Here is a 15,235-nt window from a genome sequence, read left to right on the forward strand (position 1 = left end):
CCCCGGCACGTCCGGACCAAGAAACCCGACCGACCACCACCGTCGCGGCGACCGCGTCCATGACGACACCCCGGGCATCGATCTCCGGGCCTCCGCCGCCGTCGCGACGTCGCTCATCACGTCGGCGTGGATCGCCGCCCGCTCAGCGCCAGTGACCCTGCCCCTCCGGAGTCCGACCGGCCGCGTGGGCACACGCATTCCGCCACGTCGTCGGGCTCGGCGGGCGGCCAGAGCTCAAAGGCGATGTCACGGGTCTGTGGCTGCTTTCGGCCCTACGGCCAGGGGCTCGATGCAAATGGAGATAGGCTGGCTGGCGCCTATGCGGACGTGGACACCGGTGGTTATGCGGCGAGCAGCACTCTAGCGGTGATCTGCTGCTCGTAGTCGGTGGAGAAGTCAGCCCAGCGCGGCCGCCTTGCGCAGCAGCACTGAGCGTTCGCGCTGGTTGGCGCACAGCCTGGCCGCCAGCTCCAGCTCGGCGCGCGCTTCCGGTCGCCGTCCGAGCCGGGCCAGCAGCTCACCGCGTACGGTCGGAACCAAATGCGAACCGGGGAGCCGGTCCAAGGCGATCAGCTCGTCCACCATGGCCAGAGCTTGCGCCGGACCCGAGGCCATGGCCACGGCGACGGCCCGGTTGAGCTCGACCACCGGCGAGGGTGCGACCCGGCCGAGTGCCTCATAGAGCACCACGATCCGGTCCCAGTCGGTCGCCTCGACCGAGGGCGCCGACGCGTGGGTGGCGGCGATCGCGGCCTGCAGGCCGTAGGGGCCGAGGCCGCGAGTCGATGCCTTGGCCAGCGCGTCCAGCCCACGGCGGATCGCCGAGAAATCCCACCGCCGCCGGTCCTGCTCGTCGAGCAGGACCGGCGAACCGTCCGGGCCGGTCCGGGCCGGGAAGCGTGCGGCCGTCAGCTCGCACAACGCCAGCAGGCCGTGCACCTCCGGCTCGTCCGGCTGCAGCGCGGCCAGCGTGCGGGCCAGCCGGATCGCCTCGTACGCGACGTCGGGGCGCAGCAGCCGGTCGCCCGACGTGGCCGTCGACCCCTCGGTGAAGATCACGTAAAGGACGCTGAGCACGCCGCCCAGCCGCTCCCGGCGCTCGGCGGCCGGCGGCAGCTCGAACGGCACCCCGGCCGCCGCGATCGTCTTCTTGCCCCGGGTGATGCGGGCCTGCACGGTCGGCACGGGTACGAGGAACGCGCGGGCGATCTCCTCGCTGGACAGGCCGCCGACCACGCGCAGGGTCAGCGCCACCCGGGCCTCCGGGGAGAGCACCGGGTGGCAGCTGACGAACATCAGCGCCAGGACGTCGTCGTCGATCTTGTCGGGGTCGATTTCTTCGTCAACCGCCGAGTCGACCGCCAAGTCCGCCGCCAGCAGGGCGTATCGGTCCTGAAGAGCGGTCCGGCGGCGGATCGCGTCGATCGCCCGCCGCCGGGCCGTGGCCATCAGCCAGCCGGCCGGACTGGCCGGAGAGGCGAGCGGCCACGACACCAGCGCCTCGGCCACCGCCTCCTGGGCCGCGTCCTCGGCCAGCCCGAAATCGCCGGTGAACCGGGTCAGCGCGGCGACGATCCGCGCCGACTCGATCCGCCAGACGGCCTCGACATCGGCCGTACCCATCAGATCCGGCCGTTGCTCTCGCGCCCGGCCCCGTCCTTGATGATCACTCGCCGACCTGCGGGACCTCGTCGCTCCCGGGCACCCGCCGGACCTCGATCTTGGACCCGGGGGCCGCCGGGACCCGCTTGGCCCACTCGACCGCCTCCTGCTTCGAGGCGACGTCGAGCAGGAAGAAGCCCCCGAACAGTTCCTTGGTCTCGCCGTACGGCCCGTCCGTGACCACCGGGGCCTCGCCGCTGAAGTCGACCACGACGCCCTTGCGCGGATCGTCCAGCCCTTCCGCCGCGAGGAGAACGCCGGCCTTGACCATCTCCTCGATGAACTGGCGGGTCGTGGCCATCATCTCGTCGATGTTGGCCATCATGGCCGCGTTCGACTCGTCGGTGCCCCGCATGATCAGCAGGTACTTCGGCATCGCGTTCTCCTCGTCCGGCGGGGCCGCCTCTCGGCCCTCGCACCCACAGGTCGAACGAGCGGCCCGCGGATCGACACAGTCCCGAAGAAATCTCTCGCCGCGATGCAGCCGATCCGTCCGACCCGCGTTTCGCCCGTCAGAGCGGCCCCTGAGTGATGCCTGACGCGGACGCCCTGCTGATCAGAAAGCTTATCGTCGCATCTTTGGAAGGCGGCGACGCTCACACAGATCTGGGGAAGAGCACTCGGAACGCGCTCAGTGACTTCTTTCCGCTACCGGGCTGAAGAGAGAGCGACGGGAATCTTCAGCGGCGTTTCGCCCGCGGCGCACTCTCATGCCGCAGACAACGCGTGGCCGGCCTCCCATGGTTCGTCACTATGCGCGAGCGGAGATCCGTTCGATGCCGGGCGCGGCCGTCGCAATCGGCGCGCCACCGTGACGTATTTGAAGGGGCCACGTATCGAACTCTGCCAGTCGGCCTATGGGAGGTGATGGGCGTAGCCGGTTCGCCCGTACAGGTGCGAAACCATGACGGAGCTGGCATGACAGTGGAGCGCGGCTCCTTCATGTCCTCCGCTGGCCCAGCAGGGTCGCGTCGTGGACCGTGCACACCAGTTGCGCGTTGTTGAGGTTGGCGCTACTAGACGACCGGTCTACTCGATGCTATGGTCACTGACATGCCGGTCACCACGCGCAGCACCGACACCCGCCGGAGCATCCTCGACGCCGCCCAGCGGATCATGGCCCACAAGGGTTACTCCGCGGTCGGCCTAAGCGAGGTGCTCGCGGAGGCCGGTGTGCCGAAGGGCTCCTTCTATCACTTCTTCTCCTCGAAGGACGCTTTTGGTGAGGCGATGCTGAAGAGCTACTTCGCGGACTACATCGCCGACATGGACCGCATCCTCACGCGGTCCGGCGAGTCGGCCGCCGAGCGTTTGATGGCCTACTGGCAGCAGTGGCGGCAGACGCAGAGCGTGGATGAGTGTCAGGGCAAGTGCCTTGCTGTGAAGCTCGGCGCTGAGGTGGCCGACCTGTCGGAGTCGATGCGACTGGCTCTGAAGGAGGGCACGGACGCGGTCGTCGACCGTATCGAGCGGACGATCGCCGCTGGCCTTGAGGACGGCTCGCTCTCGATCGACGGTGACCACCCCCGCGCCGTGGCCCAGGTCCTGTATGACATGTGGCTCGGCACGAGTGTCATGGTCAAGATCCACCGCAATCTCGCGCCCATGGACACCACCCTGGCGGCGACCCGCCGGCTCCTGCACCTGCAGGGTTCCTGAATTTCACGCCCGGCCGGGGCGTGGAGCACTTTTTGTCCATCACTAGACGACCGGTCTACTACTTAAGGAAAGTCATGAAGGTTCTCATCGTTCTCACCTCGCACGACAAGCTGGGGGACACCGGCCGTAAGACCGGGTTCTGGCTGGAGGAACTGGCGGCGCCGTACTACCGCTTCAAGGAGGCCGGCTGGGAGATCGTGCTCGCCTCGCCCCAAGGCGGCCGGCCGCCGCTGGACCCGAAAAGCAACGAACCCGACTTCCAGACCGACCAGACCCGGCGCTTCGAGGCCGACCCGGAGGCCACCGCGGCGCTGGCGGACACCGTGCGTCTGGACTCGGTCTCGGCCGACGACTTCGACACGGTCTTATACCCCGGCGGCCATGGCCCGCTCTGGGACCTGGCCGAGGACACCGACTCCGCGCGGCTGATCGAGACGACCCTGCGCTCGGGCAAGCCGCTCGCTCTGGTGTGCCACGCCCCCGGCGTCCTGCGGCACACGGTCAACGAGGACGGCACGCCGCTGGTGCGGGGCAAACAGGTCACCGGGTTCGCCAACTCCGAGGAGGAGGCGGTCCAGCTCACCGAGGTCGTCCCCTTCCTGGTCGAGGATGAGCTCAAAGACCTGGGAGGCGTCTATTCCAAGGCCGGCGACTGGAACCCCTACGTCGTGCAGGACGGTCTCCTGATCACCGGGCAGAACCCGGCCTCCTCGGCCCCGGCGGCCGACGCCCTCATCAAGCTGGTCACCACGGCCGCCGCGTAAGCGCGTACGTGGTCATTCTCCGTGAGCGCCTGATCGCCCCGGCCGAGTCCCCCTGCGCGGCCCAGGTGGGCCGCCCGGTGACACCGGTCGTCGGATGCCAGGTCATCGAGCCCTGAAAGACGCGGCTTTCGACGGAGTACTGATCCATCGCTTCCGACATTCCGGACACGCGGGCGTGACACGACAGCCCGGCCGGCCTGGCGTAGTCCGCACCGCCAGGCCAGCTCGGACTACCGCGTGTCCATCGTCGAAGGCGTCGACGGCTCCCAGAGCCGCTGAGACCACCCGGCCGGCCGCCTGCAGGAGAACAACATCAAGCCCCAGCGCACCGTGAACGGTATTTCAGTGCCACCGCGGACCTGGCGTCGAGGACACTGCCGCCCGACTGGCCGCAACGTGCCCAGACCCTCTTGAAAGGTAGAACTTTTCGTGACTCTCGCCCCTGGACAGCCTGCCACTCTCGAACAGGCCGGTGAGCGCCCATCCCTCGGGCCCGCACCGTGGGCGGTAGCCGTCCAGGGCGCTTGCCGCGAGCACAGGGATCGGCCGCTTCGTCTACACCCCGATCCTGCCGCTGATGCAGGACGAGGCCGGCCTCTCGGCCTCCGGCGGTGCGAACCTGGCGACAGCGAACTACGTCGGCTATCTCGTCGGTGCGCTGGCCGGTATGGTCGCGCCTCGGCTGGTCCGCTCGCGCCCGTGGATGCGGGTATCGATGATCGTGCTGACCGCGGCTCTTGCCCTGATGCCACTGACCTGGGACGCCGCAGTCTGGTCGGGGTTGCGCTTCGTCGCGGGGGTCACGAGTGCGATCATCTTCGTGTACGCGGTCGGGGCGCTGCTCTCGGGGCTGCGCCGGTTGGCCCCACACCTTGCCGGCTGGGGATTCGGCGGGATCGGCGCGGGGATCGTGCTCTCGGGACTGCTCGTCCTGGCAGTCCGTGACGTCTCGACATGGCGTACGGCGTGGTGGATCGCAACCGCCCTCACGCTGCTGTTGGGCGCGGCTTCATGGAAGCTGGCCCCCGCAGCTCCGCCGGCGGCCGGAGCGATGGAGGGCCGAACGCGTACACACCGTTGGTTCGTCGCGCTGGCGCTCAGCTACACCCTCGAAGGCATCGGCTATATCATCGCGGGGACCTTCCTCGTCGCATCGGTCACCCAGGCCGCTCCGGGCCGGATCGGCGCTGGCGCCTGGGTGGTCGTCGGCCTGGCGGCCATACCCGGCTCGGCACTGTGGACGGCCCTGGCACGCCGGTGGAGCCGACCCACCCTGCTGGTTCTGGCACTGATGCTCCAGGCCGTCGGGATCGCCCTGGCCGGACTGGTTCCCGGCGAGGTCAGCGCGCTGGTCGCGGCGGTTGCGTTCGGCGGCACATTCGTGGGGATCAGCTCCCTGGCAGTGGCCCTCGGCGAGCATCTTCAGCTGCCCCGGGCCGTGGCGCTGTTGACCGCCGGCTATGGGATCGGGCAGATAATCGGGCCACTGGTCTCCCAGCCTCTGCTGGGCACCGGCTACTCAGCACCATTGCTGCTGGGGGGCATGATCGTGGCGGCCGCTACTCTGGCCGCCGTAGCGCTCAGAGTCCGATTCCCGCACCAAGTGGGCAACATGACCGAGCCGTCCCGCCTGACGCGGGACGCGCCATAGGTCCACGCCCTTGCTCTCCGACTGCTTGGACAGTCGCTCATCACAACCGCTGATATGTCCGGTCGTTCAAGGTCGGCAGCAGAACGCGGCTGACTGGCGCTCCAGGGCTACGCAGTGCCGCCAGATCCTCACCAAGGGCGGGATACAACTTCAACCCTCCGGTGGATCGGTAGTCAACTCATGCTCATGCCGACCGACGGGTAACACCAAATCCGATAGGGCCGAGTTCGTATGCTCTCGATCTCCTGTTGTGTCAGGAGACGATCCCGAGGACCTCGAGGATGCGGTAGACGTCGGTTGAGGGATCGCGTAGGAGGATGTCGCAGTTGGGAGCGTGGCCAGACGCACCGGGTTCTGGTGCGGGTGCGCAGCGTCCGCTTGGGCAGTCGGCCACGAGGTGCTGGGCCAGTTTGACGGCTGTCGCCTGCCGACCTTCCTTGATCAGCTCCTCGAAATGATGCGGCTCGACGAGCTTGACGAAGTCCGCGAATTCCTTGATCCTTCGAAGCTTCGCCGGGATCACCGTACGGTCCCCGCCGAGCCTTCCAGGTGGGCCTGATGCGAGGTGGAGCCAGAGCCAGAGCTCGAAGTGCGGGTGGGAGAAGGCGACGTTGATCCCGTTCTGGCGGGCAAGGCGAAACGCCTCGTAGAGGTCCTCGTTCTCGTCACGGTCGAAGACCGCCCAGAACACCGTGTTCTTGATCCCTTTCGTGGAATTCTTGAGCCGTATCGCCTCTCGTACCGCTGGGACGGGCTTGTAGCCGTTGAACTGCTGCCCCTCGGTGACCTTGCGTGGTGTGAGCTGGATCTGGAAGTTGTGCTCCGCTCCATAACGGTGGTTGAGATGGTGGAAGTAGCTCCGCTCGGTCTGCCCTTCGCAGACTATGAACAGGACTTTGTTCTTTCTGGGGCTGCCCGCACCTGGACGCGGAGGCGTGGCTCCACCGGGTGCCCCGCGCTTGGCCATCAGGCGTGCACCTCCGTTGACGGCTCCGCGAGTGGGCCGGCGAGCGTCTCTGCGATCTCGCCGACGGTCAGCCTGGGCACGCCGCCGTACGCGCCCGCCAGGTAGTTGCGGTCGAGGGCCTCGGTCTTGCGAGGACGGGCGTCGGTCAGCGGATAGATCTCGGAGACGCCGTCCCGGTTCTTGACGGTGATGCGGACCTGGTCCCGTTCCAACGGCTGGAAGAGGTGCGTGCGGCCCAGCAGGGTCGCGTCGTGGACCGTGCACACCAGCTGCGCGTTGTTGGGGTTGGCAGCCGGGTCTTGGAAGAGCCGGAGGACTTCGGCGGCGAAGAGGGGATGCAGGCTGGTGTCGAGTTCGTCGACGAGGAGAGCCGCCCCGTGGTCCAGGGTGGTGAGGAGAGGGCCGAGGAAGGCGAACCAGGATCGGGTGCCCATGGATTCCTGCCGGTCATAGCTCAGCGCGACAGGGCCGTGGGGCCCTTGGTGCACGAGCCGGAGCTCGCCGGTCAGGCTGTCGATCTCGGTTCCCACGACGCCGAGGTCGGCGACTTTGAGAAGTCCGATGATGCGATCCCGCTGGTGCGGGTCGTCGAGCATTTTGCGCGTGAAGCTCTGGCGGTCTTCGAAGTCGCGCCCTGGGCTGATCCACCAGAGGTTGTGCCGGAACCAGTCGTGGATCGGCTTGAGATGGGGCTGGTTGAAGGCTGCGGCGACGGTCAGGAACAGCGCGTTGGGACGGGTCTGGGAGACAAGGCTTTCCTTGGGCCCCTTGAGTCCTTCACCGGGAAAGGAGAAGGGCTCGGCGGTGTCGGTGTCGCGTTCGAACCAGACCTGCCGACGGGCCTGACCGCCTGGATATGCATGCAGCCATTCGGTCTCGACCTGCTCGTCGGAGACCTCGAAGCCATAGATGTACCGGTCACCGCCGAGAACAATGTCGACCTCGAAAAGGGAAGTGTCCGTGCGGGCGGTCGGGTCCAGTTCGTACGGCTCGCGGGGGATGCCGTCAAGAGCGGACCACCCATGGACGGAGTTGAGGACGGCCTGCCGCATCCAGCGGATGGCATGCAGGACGTTCGACTTGCCGGACGCGTTCGAGCCGTAGATCGCGGTCGCCGGCAGGTAGGTCAAGTCGGGATCTTCGGCGAGACCGGCAGAGCGCCTTGCCCCTTGGTTGAACTTGCTCGCCGCCAGCCAGACCTCGAACTCGTCGCGAAACGATCTATGGTTCGCACCTCTGAACCTAAGCAGCATCACGTGCCCTCTAATCCATATCCCGCATCCATTCTAGATTGATGTGTGCAGATTATCTACGCAAAACGCTTGGCGAGAAGCGCTGAGGAGTCAGTTAGGCGGGAGGGATCGCGCGACGTACCGGCCGCCGAGTACCTTGAGAGGTGGCGACCGTCCGCGCCCAACCTCCGGCGACCCGCCCCAGCCGGGTCACCCGACGGAGGCAAAGGGAGACCCATCTCTCGGCCGGGGCGTCATTCGTCGATCGTGCGCCCGCCGCAGCGATCGCTGGGGGATCCGCGGGCGGGACGCGGGAGACGATTATGACCAAGCAGGCCGGTTTCAAGCGGCGCGTGCGCGCCCGGATGGCCAAGACCGGCGAATCGTACGCGACCGCCCGCAGCAGGCTCCTCGCTGAGCACCCGGGCACGACGCCGGACGACTCCCCGCTCGACTGGATGCCCGACGCGCTCCACATCAGCAACGGCGACAGCACCGACGTGCCGGGCACCGGGCTCGCACGGCGCGTGGTCTACTGGCGCGACATCCTGCACGAGGGACCGGTGCCCGACGTCGCGCCGACCGAGTTGCGCCGGATCAGGGTCGACTACCTCACCGGCTACGAGAGCGCCGAACGCGACGAGGCGACGCGCCAGTTCACCGAGCGGGACCAGGCGCTGGAGGTCAACCGCGGCGGGGAATACGTGCTGTGGTTCGAGGCGGACCTGTACGACCAGCTGCAGATCGCTGAGATCCTCGCCCGCCTGGCCGATCTGGGCGTTCCCGCCGAGCGCATCACCTTGATCTGCATAGGCGAACACGCGGGCATCGCCCGCTTCGGCGGCCTCGGGGAGCTGACCGCCGAGCAGTTGCGGGAGCTGCCGCACACGAACGCGTGCGCGCGGTTGACCCCGGCGGCGCTCGAGCTGGCGACCCGCGCGTGGGCGGCCTTCCGCGCACCCACCCCGGAGGGTCTGGGCACCATCGCCGCCGCGCGGCTGGGCGAGCTGCGGTTCCTGGGCGAGGCGTTCGACCGGCTCAGCCGGGAGTATCCGGCGACGCGGGACGGCCTGTCGCTGACCGAGCGGCGGGTGCTGGCCGCCGTCGCCGATGGCGCAACCGACGCCGGGACGGCCTTCGTGCGGGCCGGGGCACGGGAGACGCGGCCGTACATGGGGGACACCACGTGTTTCGGCCGGATGGACCGGATGGCGGAGGGGCCGCACCCGCTGCTCCGCCTCAACCCGCCCGGCCGCCCCGTCGAGCGGACGACGGGCGTGAGCCTGACCGACACCGGGGCACGGGTGCTGGCCGGCGAGGCCGACCAGATCGCCCTCAACGGCATCGACCGATGGATCGGCGGCGTGCATCTGCAGGGCCACCACGTGCCGTGGCGCTGGGACGACGGCACCGAAACCATCGTCCACCTCGCCGTGAACAACTGATCGAAGAGTGCTGCCGCCGCTGGATCGTGGACGCCATCTGCTACGTGGGCGACGGCGGCAAGGAGCGCGACCTGCGCCGCTCGTCCGTCGACTCGGCCGGGGTGCCGAGCTGCGTATGGGCGGTTGATCGGCTGCGTCGCCGGTACTCGGTGGGTGTCAGTCCGACCAGCGTCCGGAAGCGGCGGGCGAAGTAGGTCGGGTCGTCCCAGCCGACGGCGGCGCCGACCCGGGCAGCCGGCAGGGTCGAGTGTGCCAGTAACGTGGCGGCGCGCTCGGCCCGCAGCCGGGCCAGGAAGCCCAGCGGCGTCAGCCCGACGTACCGTCCGAACAGCCGGCCGAGGTAGGCGGGGTCGAGGTTGACCGCCCGGGCGAGATCATCCAGCCGCCACGGATCCGCAGGCGCTGCCTCGAGCCGGGCGATGGTGGCGGCGACAGCGGGGTGGATGGCGGACTCGGGCGTCTCCCGTTCGGGGTCACGGCCGTCGGCCAGGATGCCGAGCACGGTGATCAGTCGGCCCAGCACGCGGCCCGGCCGGCCCTGGTCGGCTCCGAGGTCCCGTTCGAGCAGGCTGATCTCCGTGATGGCCTCCTCTGCGGCGGCCGGATCGACGGTCGTGACCGCCACGCCGTGTGTGCCGGATGCCACCGGGTCGGTCCACAGCGTCCGGCGCAGCATCGGGATGTCGTACAGTGCCGCCAGTTCGGCTCGCAGGGCATGGGCGGACAGGCAGCAGTTGGCGACGGTCAGGTCAGTGCAGTCCAGGAAGCCGTGCCAGGCGCCGGGGCGGAGCACGATGACCTGCCCGCGCCGCAGCGGGTGCTCGCCCTGGCTGGTCACGTGCCGTCCGTCACCGCTTCCGATGACGGCGATCTCGAGGAAGTCGTGCGCGTGCGGCTCGAGGTCGAGATCCACGTGGTGGACACCTGCCAAGACCGGGCTCCCGGCGAACAGCGCGTGTTCGTGCAGCGTGGCAGGCATGTCGGAATCGTACGACTATTCGCCGGGATCGGCCTAGCCCTTGACGGCGCGTCTCGTCGACGCTGGTTGGTATCCCAGCCGCGAGAACCTTGGAGGTCAGTGATGACGATGACGACGGCCGGGCAGTCCGGCAGCGACATGGGCGCCGACGGCCGGGTGCCGGAGGAGCTTGTGGCGGCGTACCGTGAATACGGTTTCGTCCGAGTGCGGGGCGTTCTCGAGCCGGGTCAGGTCGAGCGCTTCCGGGCCGCCGCCGAGGCGTTCCTGGAGGCGCATCGCGCGGAGAGTCTGGAGAAGCACGGCGTCTTCAGCCAGCTGGTCAACGTCTGGCAACGCGACCGGACGCTGCGGGAGCTCACGTTGGACCCGCGGCTCGGGCGGATCGCCGAACAGCTCGCCGGGTTCCCGTTGCGGCTCTGGCACGACCAGATGCTGGTCAAGGAGCCGCACAACAACGCCGCCACGGAGTTCCACCAGGATCGTCCGTACTGGCCGCATGCGGGCGACCGGCTGCCGCTGTCGGCATGGATCGCGCTGGTCGACGTGCCGCCGGAGCGAGGCTGCATGACCTTCCTGCCCGGCACCCAGGATCGGACCGGCCTGCGTCCGCAGGACCTCCACCACGAGGAAGACCTGTTCGCGATGGACCCGTCCCTGCGCTGGATCCCCCGGGTCACCGTGCCGCTCCGGGCCGGCGACTGCACCTTCCACAGCGGCTACACCGGCCACATGGCGCTGCCCAACCGCACCGGCCAGGCCCGGTTCGCGCACGTCACCATCTATATGGACGAGGCGACCACCTACGGGGGGAGCGAACACATCGTGACCGATCCTCTCGGACTCGCCGTGGGCGACCGGTTGGACGGCGACGCCTTCCCCCGCCCCTGGGCTAGGTGACCGGTGCCAAGCGGGTCTCGTGCGTGGCGGCGTCAGACCCGCTATTAGCGCTGGTGGGCCTGCTGGCCTGACCCGGCGGCGGGTTTCGCCGAAGGTGCGGAGGCGTACGTGGCCGCGGCGCAGCGGGAGCGGCCCGGGCTCGGGCCGGCGGCATCCAGCCGGTGGTCAGGCCAGACCGACAGCCATGTGCTGTCAACCCAGCTTTTTCAGCTCGACAGCCTGCTTGAGGAAGACGATGCCGTCGATCATGTCGAGCTGGGCCGGGTCCAGCGGGAAATAGGCGAAGTCGGGGGAGATGCGCGGGGCGGGCTTCGTGATGGCCCCGGCCAGGCGGCGGGCGTCGATGAGAGAGCGGTCCCACGGGAGCGTGGACAGGATGCCCTCGACGGTGTCCGGGGGCGGGGTGTTGTCGCCGACCGTGCCAAGGGCTGAGGCCAGGAAGGCGTACCGGTCGCCCAGGTGCGTCGCGGTGATCGCTCCCGCGCTCCACCACTCCAGCAGCTGGTCGCCGAACGGCATCAAGCTCTTGTTCCGCTGCAGGTGGAGGTTGCTGGAGAAGACCAGGGCCGGGCCGTGCTCGGCGACGGCACACAGGTTGGCTGCCATCATCGCGTCCCGCAGGGCCGACAGCCGCGTCCACCGTCCCGGGGACGCGTCGGCCATCCAGTAGTGGTAGCGGAGCAGGCCGGTGGCGGTGCGCCCGTACAGTGCCGCCCGCTCCCTGTCCTCCGCGCTCAGCCGCGGCGCCTGCGTGTCGAGCAGTGCCACCAGGTCGTCGGCGAGCAGCCGCAGCCGCTGGGCCTCGGCCGACTGGCCGATCGACTGGGACGGATCCATGGCCGTGGCCTCGTTCAACCACCGGTCGTCCGGGCCGAGCAGCGCGTCGAGGGTTTCCCTGGTGCAGGGGAGCGGGCCGTCGAGGAGGTCGTAGAGGGCGGTGAGCGCCTGGCGCGGGCTCTCGGCCCAATACTCCAGCGGGCCGTCGAACCCGAAGAACCGGAGCTTTTCGTCATGCTCCTCGTTGTACGCGCGCATCCAGCGCACGAGCTCGCGGTTGGCCGGCGACGTGCCGAAGCCGTGGCTGAAGCCGCGCTCCATGACGTCATCGAGCGTGCCCGCGCCCGTCGTGACGTAGTCGTCCACCACGAGGCCCCTGAGGCAGTCGCTCTCGATGGCGAACGACCGGTAGCCCTCGTGCTCGACCAGATGCCGGAAGATCTCGTTGCGCAGCTCGCCCAGCTCCCCCACGAAATGCCTGGCCTCGCCCAGGCCGAGCAGCAGGGGCTTGGCGGGAAGCGACCGCAGGAACGCCGAGACGCCCGCCCCGTCGAGCGGACGGGCTGTGTCCTTGATATCCATAGTCTTAACGGTATCGTTTAACTTCCGGTGTAAACTTTTCCGTCCGCGTACCTGCTTCCACCGCGATGGACCTTCAATCGGTGATGCATCCATGAGGCCAGTGGACCTCGATCCGAAAGTAGGCGAAGCCGAGTGGGCTGGCGGTGGCAGTCTTGAGAAAGGCATGCTGCACGTTCTCTGAACGCGCACTTGAAGTGGTGATCGAGTCGGGTGCGTCAGTGCTCGCGGTGGAGCTCGTGGTAGGTGCGAAGGTCGAAGAAACGCAGACAACTAATCGAGGTGGGGGTGAGGTCAGCCCGGAGTGACTTGCGGACTCGGGCAGCGATAACCTCCCGACCATGACGGCCTTCGAGGTGATTCACGACTTCCCGGCGGCAATGGCTGACCGAGCTGGAGCGTGGAACTTCATCCGTGGGTTCGCGGCGACATGGAGGTCTCCGCTGGCCGACGGCGATGGCTGGTCCGAAGCGGACTTGGATGCCGCCGAGGCGCGACTCGGCGTGCGCCTTCCCGCAGCGCTGCGGGAGGCCTACCAGCTCTTCGGACGCCGCACCGACCTGACCAGCCTCCAAGATGTGCTGCTCAGCCCGGCGGATCTCGAAGTCAAAGATCAAGCGCTGGTGTTCCGCGCCGAGAACCAGGCTGTTGTCTTCTGGGGCATCCCGATCGCTGAGCTGGACCAGCCCGACCCTCCCGTGGTCCTCCGGACGGACCTGGCGGACAAGGGCGCCGAGAGCTGGGATAGCTGGCTGGACCGGTTCTCGCACGCCTGCCTGGAGCTCGTGTTGTCGGAGTCGCTCTTTTCCTCCGAAGACCTCGGGGACAACCGGGCGCTCGCTGAGGGCGAAGCCAGCATGCTGGCTCAGCGCTTCACGCGGCTGCCGCTGCCCGACTACCCGACGTCCCAGACGGCGGTTCCGGCCGTTCGCTGGTTTGCCGACCCGGACCTCATCATCCGGGATGACCAGCGCACCTGGATCTGGGTCCGGGCCCGAACCGCTGAAGCACTCGCTCAGATCCGCACCGAGCTGCCCGGTGATTGGATGATGGACTACTCCTACTGAGCTTGCGAACTCAAGCCTCGCGAGGCTCCGACATCCGACCCGGGGCCCCGGCACGGCGACCGGCAGGCGGTGTGAAACTTTCACATCCATCCCGCTGCCGATCGTCGCTTGACCTGCGACAGTGAGGGTTTCTTTCTCGCTGGTGTTTCCTCGGGTCCGATGCGGACTTACGGTGACTCCACTTCCCGTTGAAACCGGTCTCGGTCGTGTCGGAATTTCGTCGAAGCGCTTCGATGACCGGATTCGACAAAGTGGTGCCCGCCATCGGCGGACAACAGCGGAAAGGGAGACCATGCTCAGGAAGCTCCGCCTCGTCGTCTCGGCGTCCATGCTCGTCGCGCTCATCGGGGTGCTCGCTCAGCCGGCCCAAGCCGCCGTCTGGTGGTCGTCGGACCAGTGGGGCACATGGACCAACGGCGGCTACACCCTGTACAACAACATCTGGGGCAGCGGTGCCGGCCCACAGACGATCTGGGCTAATTCGAGCAGTAACTGGGGCGTCTGGGCGAACCACCCCAACACCGGTGGCGTCAAGTCCTACCCCAACGCCACGAAGAACGTGAACCGGCGGCTGAGTGCTCTCGGCAGCGTGACCAGCAGCTTCAACGTCACCGTGCCGAACGGCGGCGCCTACACGAGCGCGTACGACATCTGGTGCGACGGCCACACCTACGAGATCATGCTGTGGATGAACAAGTACGGCCCGGTGGGCCCGATCGGGTCGCGACAGACAAGCGCCTCGGTGGGCGGCCACAGCTGGGACGTCTATCGCGGCTCCAACGGGTCCAACCAGGTGTTCTCCTTCGTGCGGCAGGGCAACGTCAACTCCGGGACCGTGGACATCAAGGCGATCTTGAATTGGCTCCGGTCCAGGAACTGGTTCGGTGACGTGACGCTCGGCGACGTCCAGTTCGGCTACGAGATCACGTCGTCCAGTGGCGGGATGGACTTCCGTACCAACAGTTTCTCGGTGTCTGCGAGCTGATATCGGCTGGAGGGGACAGATATACCGTCCCGGGAAGTCGATACGGGTGAAGGGTCCGGTCCACCGGCGCCGCGGGCCAGGGGACCGCCGCGGACGGCGGCGGTCCCGACGGCCGATCATCGCCGCCATCTGATCAACGCGAGACAGACTTGAAGTAGTTGGCGGGCTCCCACCGCGCAACCTCCTTGCCGAGTCGCGCGCCCTGCACGTCCGCGGTACGGAAGTGAACACCGCCCCACACGCGCGAGTCGATCACCTCGTCGAGTGCCTGGGAGAAGTTCGGGCCGTAGCTGCACGGCCCGGCCATCCCCGGCGGCGTGGCGGCCTGAACCACCCGACGGCAGCCAGGGCAGCTCACCTTGAGCATCCGATACTCGCTCACCTGGAGGTTCACCGGCGGGGTATCGAACACCTGCAGGGCAGTGCGGCCCTCGGCCTGACCGAGAGCAATGATCGAAACCTGTGGATCTGCCGGGAAGGGGTGTACCTTCCCGGATCATCCGATGTGGTTTCGAGATAAGGCCGACGCGCCAACGTCGGTCGGGAAGGCACACCCGTGCCGCTTACCGTA

Annotated in this window: 12 protein-coding genes and 2 pseudogenes; 7 read left to right on the top strand and 7 right to left on the bottom strand. The window is 68.1% G+C overall.

What is annotated here, in order from left to right; all coding sequences use genetic code 11:
• Window positions 1-396 precede the first annotated feature (396 nt).
• Both ACTWPT_RS47155 and ACTWPT_RS47160 read right to left on the bottom strand, forming a co-directional pair.
• Complete coding sequence (locus tag ACTWPT_RS47155) at window positions 397-1,623, bottom strand: RNA polymerase sigma factor (RefSeq protein WP_443184069.1); 1,227 nt, start codon at window positions 1,621-1,623, stop codon at window positions 397-399.
• Window positions 1,623-2,038, bottom strand: a pseudogene (locus ACTWPT_RS47160) (YciI family protein). Before ACTWPT_RS47160 ends, ACTWPT_RS47155 begins: the two are co-directional and overlap by 1 nt.
• A gap of 677 nt (window positions 2,039-2,715) precedes the next feature.
• On the opposite strand from ACTWPT_RS47160, the gene ACTWPT_RS47165 reads away from it, so the two are divergent.
• From ACTWPT_RS47165 to ACTWPT_RS47175, 3 genes and pseudogenes are all read left to right on the top strand, one after another.
• Window positions 2,716-3,321, top strand: coding sequence for a TetR/AcrR family transcriptional regulator (locus tag ACTWPT_RS47165; RefSeq protein ID WP_443184070.1), 606 nt, complete (start codon window positions 2,716-2,718; stop codon window positions 3,319-3,321).
• Between the two features lie 74 nt (window positions 3,322-3,395).
• A complete protein-coding gene (locus ACTWPT_RS47170) occupies window positions 3,396-4,085 on the top strand; it encodes a type 1 glutamine amidotransferase domain-containing protein (RefSeq protein WP_443184071.1) in 690 nt (229 codons plus the stop codon).
• A 538-nt stretch (window positions 4,086-4,623) separates the two neighbouring features.
• Window positions 4,624-5,736, top strand: a pseudogene (locus tag ACTWPT_RS47175) (YbfB/YjiJ family MFS transporter); the annotation flags it as partial.
• 253 nt (window positions 5,737-5,989) lie between these two features.
• Here the strand turns inward: ACTWPT_RS47175 and ACTWPT_RS47180 are convergent.
• Window positions 5,990-6,703, bottom strand: a complete 714-nt coding sequence (locus ACTWPT_RS47180; RefSeq protein ID WP_443184072.1) for an RloB family protein — start codon at window positions 6,701-6,703, stop codon at window positions 5,990-5,992.
• On the bottom strand, window positions 6,703-7,833 hold the full coding sequence (locus ACTWPT_RS47185) for an AAA family ATPase (protein WP_443184073.1): 1,131 nt from the start codon (window positions 7,831-7,833) through the stop codon (window positions 6,703-6,705). The genes ACTWPT_RS47180 and ACTWPT_RS47185 overlap by 1 nt, the downstream gene beginning before the upstream one ends.
• A gap of 425 nt (window positions 7,834-8,258) precedes the next feature.
• On the opposite strand from ACTWPT_RS47185, the gene ACTWPT_RS47190 reads away from it, so the two are divergent.
• A complete protein-coding gene (locus ACTWPT_RS47190; protein ID WP_443184074.1) occupies window positions 8,259-9,380 on the top strand; it encodes a DUF1835 domain-containing protein in 1,122 nt (373 codons plus the stop codon).
• A gap of 40 nt (window positions 9,381-9,420) precedes the next feature.
• On the opposite strand, the gene ACTWPT_RS47195 is transcribed toward ACTWPT_RS47190, so the two are convergent.
• Window positions 9,421-10,359 carry a helix-turn-helix domain-containing protein gene (locus ACTWPT_RS47195; RefSeq protein WP_443184075.1) on the bottom strand — a complete coding sequence of 313 codons (939 nt, stop codon included), beginning with the start codon at window positions 10,357-10,359 and terminating at the stop codon, window positions 9,421-9,423.
• Between the two features lie 102 nt (window positions 10,360-10,461).
• Here ACTWPT_RS47195 and ACTWPT_RS47200 point away from each other — a divergent pair, with 102 nt between their 5' ends.
• A complete protein-coding gene (locus ACTWPT_RS47200; protein WP_443184076.1) occupies window positions 10,462-11,256 on the top strand; it encodes a phytanoyl-CoA dioxygenase family protein in 795 nt (264 codons plus the stop codon).
• Between the two features lie 192 nt (window positions 11,257-11,448).
• Here the strand turns inward: ACTWPT_RS47200 and ACTWPT_RS47205 are convergent, their stop codons facing one another.
• Window positions 11,449-12,615 carry an erythromycin esterase family protein gene (locus ACTWPT_RS47205; RefSeq protein WP_443184077.1) on the bottom strand — a complete coding sequence of 389 codons (1,167 nt, stop codon included), beginning with the start codon at window positions 12,613-12,615 and terminating at the stop codon, window positions 11,449-11,451.
• A 338-nt stretch (window positions 12,616-12,953) separates the two neighbouring features.
• Between ACTWPT_RS47205 and ACTWPT_RS47210 the strand changes: the two genes are divergently transcribed.
• Both ACTWPT_RS47210 and ACTWPT_RS47215 read left to right on the top strand, forming a co-directional pair.
• The gene (locus ACTWPT_RS47210; RefSeq protein WP_443184078.1) at window positions 12,954-13,679 is read left to right on the top strand and encodes an SMI1/KNR4 family protein; all 726 of its coding nucleotides are present in this window, start codon (window positions 12,954-12,956) and stop codon (window positions 13,677-13,679) included.
• Window positions 13,680-13,851: 172 nt separating this feature from the next.
• Window positions 13,852-14,664: a glycoside hydrolase family 12 protein gene (locus ACTWPT_RS47215; RefSeq protein ID WP_443184079.1), complete on the top strand. Its 813-nt coding sequence runs from the start codon at window positions 13,852-13,854 to the stop codon at window positions 14,662-14,664.
• 133 nt (window positions 14,665-14,797) lie between these two features.
• Here the strand turns inward: ACTWPT_RS47215 and ACTWPT_RS47220 are convergent, their stop codons facing one another.
• Entirely contained in the window at window positions 14,798-15,076 is a 279-nt protein-coding gene (locus ACTWPT_RS47220; protein ID WP_443184080.1) for a hypothetical protein, read from the bottom strand.
• Window positions 15,077-15,235 lie beyond the last annotated feature (159 nt).

Source organism: Nonomuraea sp. 3N208 (assembly GCF_052245935.1).
GTDB lineage: Bacteria > Actinomycetota > Actinomycetes > Streptosporangiales > Streptosporangiaceae > Nonomuraea.